This window comes from Candidatus Thiosymbion oneisti, assembly GCF_900092655.1.
Lineage (GTDB): Bacteria > Pseudomonadota > Gammaproteobacteria > Chromatiales > Chromatiaceae > Thiosymbion > Thiosymbion oneisti.
Map to the genome: position 1 here is coordinate 1 of NZ_FLUY01000060.1, position 4569 is coordinate 4569.

Below are 4569 nucleotides of genomic sequence, written 5' to 3' on the forward strand. Positions count from 1 at the left end.
CGATGTTGCAAGTTCATAGTATCTGCTGGCTCACACGCTTGGCTTACCCGCTCCAGTGTGGGGACTAGCAATATCGATCGAAACTAGGTACTAGGGGCTGTTGACATTTAACCCTAACCGACTGTTTTCACATGTTACATGGTCGCAACGCCCAAGGGATCCGCACAGCGAACCCTACAGTCAATCAAGCGGTTAGCGTAGGGTTCGCTGTGCGGACCTTCTAAAGGTCAACACGACCTAGTACCCCGTTTCAGCACATTTTGCCTATCGAAGCTGAGCCACAAAGGGCACAAAGGTTTTGTTGTAGGGCACCCCTTGCGGGCGCCCTCCCTTGCGGGTGCCTTGCCGAGGGTGAACATGAACCAGCAATATTTGTCGAAACGGGGTACTAGCTGTTAGCCCGCGTAGGGCGGGACAGGCCAGGGTCTGTTCAAAAAACGGGTCTATAATCTGGCGGGACTTGACAAGGCAAAGGCCGTCGTCAATTGTTCGCACCCGAAATTGGACCTATTTCGGATTTAGCGAAAAATGGTAACGCTCCGATCGATATCACTTGTGGATACCTTGAAAAATTCAAAATGTTTTTGTGGAGCAGGGATGTCCTGCCATGTTCACGTGCGTAACTATATGAAGGCGTTCAAAAATCGCACTTTGCGGTCGTCGTCATGAAAAGCATTGAGTATGGGATTTTTGGTAGTGTTCTAATTTTGTTGCTGCCGAGTATAGGGAACTTGAAAATTCCCTGTCATGGGGTTTTCAAGGCACCCTATAACCAGAAACAACAAAGTTAGAACTCCACCGGATTTTTCAAGGTCCCCTTGTATGCTACTCTTTTTTCTTATTAGTATTAGGAACATGCACATTAATAGCTTCTTCTGGCAACTTCAACTGAACAGCAACATCCATGTTCACCAAAGATGCTGCTTCTATAAAGAGCATATTATAAAGAAGCGCATGATGAAACTTTTCGTCGGCAATCATTAGAGCATGTTTTTCATGCTTTCTTAGGAGGGAATCCACATAAACAGTCTTATACAATATACTTTCCCGTACAAGCGCCCGATCTTGAGATGCGACCTCAATATAGGCTTGTATCCCTTTCCGAATTTGTTTTGTCTGATCGGCAATCTTGGAGAAAATACTTATGACTGCCTGTTCGTCGCTCGTTGCTGATGCAAACATCTTTCTAAGCAGATCAAAGCCTGGGGAAAGAGCATTTACAGCAGGATTTGCTTTCGTGGCTTGTTCGGCAAATTTTGGCGAAAGAGCACGGTCAAGGAAATTTTTAGTAAAGGCTGGCCGAGTCTTTCCAGGCAAAAACGAGACGAACGATTCATTTTTCGCTATTACCTCATCCCAATATAATAGGGATTCTCTAAGCAAACTAATTCCGTCATCATATGCTTGAATAGCCTTGTTAGTATCCCCATTGTAGTCGTGTTCGAAGGCTTCATGCATCTTTTGAGCGCCATTATAGGTCAGTTTTCTAGCCATAACATAACTCGATTCCTCTGAGATTATCATTCGGTCTACTTCTTTCTCAAACTGAAGTCTAGCCCCACAGAAAAAGAATTCAAGGCTACAATTCTTCGCTTGGGTTGCCCAAGGGAAGAGTCCAACAATGACAGCAGATAATACATACTTGCTCAGGGATTTCATCAGTTATACCTCATTTAGTTTCTTTATAAGGAGATTATTAGAACATCAATCCATAAACCAGATCAAGAAGAAATTACCCACAAATTCTGCTGAGGAACCGCAGTAGGTTCTCGCTGAAGGGGGCACTTCTGCTTTGGGTTGACAGAGGAGTAAAATATTTTTGCTCGCAACCGGTAAACCAGTCCTTGTGGACCACCCGCCGCAGGCTCTCGGCGGAGACTGCGGTGAGGCCGGCCCAAGCACATCCATCTCGTCAGGTCCGCGCGCGATTCAACGCCTAAACTCATTGAGGGAATCCCGTAAAAATATGCGTCCCGCCCAGCTGCTTCGCATCCTGGACCAGGAGTTTCTCAGTACCTCCGCAGGCCATCACACCCCGGTCATGTTGTGGGGTCCTCCGGGCGTAGGCAAGTCCCAGATGGTGGCTCAGATCGCCGCCGCACACCAGACCCCGGTCATCGATATCCGGTTGTCGCAGATGGAGCCCAGCGATCTGCGGGGCATTCCCTTCCGGGTCGGGAGTCGCGTCGAGTGGGCGGTTCCCGCGCTCCTGCCGGACGCGGAACGCCATGGTCCCCAGGGCATCCTGTTTCTGGACGAGATCACCTCGGTGCCGCCGGCGGTGTCGGCGGCGGCCTACCAGTTGATCCTGGACCGGCGTCTGGGGGAGTACCAGGTGCCCGACCACTGGGCCATCTTCGCCGCCGGCAACCGTCAGGGAGATCGGGGCGTGACCTACACCATGCCGGCGCCCTTGGCCAATCGGTTTTCCCACTTCGAGGTCGATACCCACCTGGACGACTGGGTGGCCTGGGCCTATGCCAACGGCATCGATGAGCGGATCATCGGGTTCCTGCGCTTCCGTCCCGAGCTCCTGTTCGACTTCGATCCGGCCCACAATCCGGTAGCCTTTCCGTCTCCGCGCTCCTGGGAGTTCGCCCACCGGGGTCTGCGCAAGTTCGAGGACCAACCCGAGCTGCTGCGGGGTACCCTGCAGGCCTGCGTCGGACCGGCGGCGGGGATCGAGCTCCACGCCTTCATCACCAGCCTGGACCAGATGCCCGATCTGGATGCCATCCTGGTCGGTGATGAGGTCCCCGTCCCCACTGAGATCGACCTGCAGTACGCGGTCGCCGCCGCCCTGGTGGGCCGGGCCATCCGCGCCGCCGGCAGCGACTCCGCCACCCAGGTCATCGACAACATCCTGGTCTATGCCGGGCGCTTTCCCCAGCGCGAGATGGGCGTCATGCTGGTCTCCGACCTGCACCGGGCGATTGGCGACGCGCTGTTCCAGGTCCCCGCATTCGCCGCCTGGGCCCAGGCGGTGGCGGACATCATGATCGACCACTGAGCGGGCAGCCGGCACCCATGGCGGTCGATACCCAGGCCATCGAGACCAAGCTCGCGGCGGCACGTACCCGCCTGATCCTGGACCAGCCCTTCCTCGGCGCCCTGGTGCTGCGCCTGCCCATGCACCCGGCCGATCCTGCCTGGTGTCCGACCACTGCTACCGACGCCCGGGCCTTTTACTACAACCCCGAGTATATCCGGCAGCTGAGTATCGAGCAGACCCAGTTCATGCTCGCCCACGAGGCCCTGCACTGCGCCCTCTCCCACTTCGCCCGCCGCCGGCACCGGATGCGCCATAAATGGGACCTGGCCTGCGACTATGCCATCAATCCCCTGCTGATCGACGAGGGCCTTACTCCCCCGTCCAATGCCCTGCATACACCCCTATACAAGGGCATGACGGCCGAAGAGATCTACCCGCTGATCGAGGACAATGACGCCTCCCGGACCTTGGATAAGCACGCCTACGACCACGACAACCAGGGTCGGGGCAGCGACGGCGGCCTGCGGGAGGATAACCTGACGAACCGGCCACCGGCGGCCGATCCCCAAGACGGGGAGCAGACCGAAGACGGAAAGCAGGGCGACGCCCAGGCACGATCCGAGCCGGAATCCGGCGGGGGCGCCGCCGAGCCGGAACCCTTGCAACCGGACGAGCAGGAGACCCTGAACGTTCAGTGGCAGCAACGCTTGGCCGGTGCGGCCCAGCAGGCCATGCAGGCGGGCAAGCTGGGGGGCGAGCTGGCACGCATGATCGACCACCTGTTGCAGCCCCAGCTGCCGTGGCGCATGCTGCTGGCACGCTATATGACGGCAGCGGCGCGGGATGACTACAGCTATATGCGCCCGTCCCGGCGCGAGGGGGATTTTATCCTCCCGACCCTGCGTAGCCACCAGCTCGAGCTGGTGGTGGCGGTAGACACCTCAGGCTCCATCAAGGCGCGGGAGCTGGCGGAGTTCATCGCCGAGATCAATGCCCTCAAGGGTCAGGTCCGGGCCCGCGTCACCCTGCTGCCCTGCGACACCGCGCTGTGCGCAGGCGCGCCCTGGGTCTTCGAGCCCTGGGAGGAGTTCACACCGCCCGAGGCGATCAAGGGCGGCGGTGGCACCAACTTTTGGCCCGTGTTCGATTGGATCGAGCGTACAGGTGTGCTCCCCGACCTCCTGATCTACTTCACCGACGCCCAGGGCGATTTCCCATCCGAGGCGCCGCACTATCCCGTCGTCTGGCTGGTCAAAGGCCGTTCGCAGATACCCTGGGGACAACGCATTCAGCTGAATTGACCGGGGCAAGCAATCACCAGCTACCAATCGCCGGCAGTGTAAATTGGGGTGAGGTCGAAACCCCAACATCTTTTTTAATCCGCAGATTACGCAGATTCTTACAGATTTTTTCGTTTTTTATCCTGTGAAAATCTGTTTAATCTGCGATAAAAGCTGCAAAACCGGAACCGTATAAGGATGGGCACAGAAATGCAGGTAAGACCCTGAAGTATCCCCACAAATCAGCCTCTGGCTCCCACGCTCCAGCGTGGGAGCAAATCCAGACGCTCCAGCGTC

General features: G+C 56.5%; 3 protein-coding genes. 2 read left to right on the top strand and 1 reads right to left on the bottom strand.

The annotated features are described in order from the left end of the window. Positions 1-825 precede the first annotated feature (825 nt). Positions 826-1659, bottom strand: coding sequence for a hypothetical protein (locus BQ17_RS00325; RefSeq protein ID WP_089723769.1), 834 nt, complete (start codon positions 1657-1659; stop codon positions 826-828). Positions 1660-1966: 307 nt separating this feature from the next. Between BQ17_RS00325 and BQ17_RS00330 the strand changes: the two genes are divergently transcribed. Together BQ17_RS00330 and BQ17_RS00335 are read left to right on the top strand one after the other, a co-directional pair. Then, positions 1967-3010 carry an AAA family ATPase gene (locus BQ17_RS00330; RefSeq protein ID WP_089723770.1) on the top strand — a complete coding sequence of 348 codons (1044 nt, stop codon included), beginning with the start codon at positions 1967-1969 and terminating at the stop codon, positions 3008-3010. Positions 3011-3027: 17 nt separating this feature from the next. Next, a complete protein-coding gene (locus BQ17_RS00335) occupies positions 3028-4293 on the top strand; it encodes a vWA domain-containing protein (RefSeq protein ID WP_089723771.1) in 1266 nt (421 codons plus the stop codon). Positions 4294-4569 lie beyond the last annotated feature (276 nt).

Coding starts and splice junctions, on each gene's coding strand:
- BQ17_RS00325 (WP_089723769.1), bottom strand. CDS start 1,659: ATGAAATCCCTGAGCAAGTATGTATTATCTGCTGTCATTGTTGGACTC.
- BQ17_RS00335 (WP_089723771.1), top strand. CDS start 3,028: ATGGCGGTCGATACCCAGGCCATCGAGACCAAGCTCGCGGCGGCACGT.
- BQ17_RS00330 (WP_089723770.1), top strand. CDS start 1,967: ATGCGTCCCGCCCAGCTGCTTCGCATCCTGGACCAGGAGTTTCTCAGT.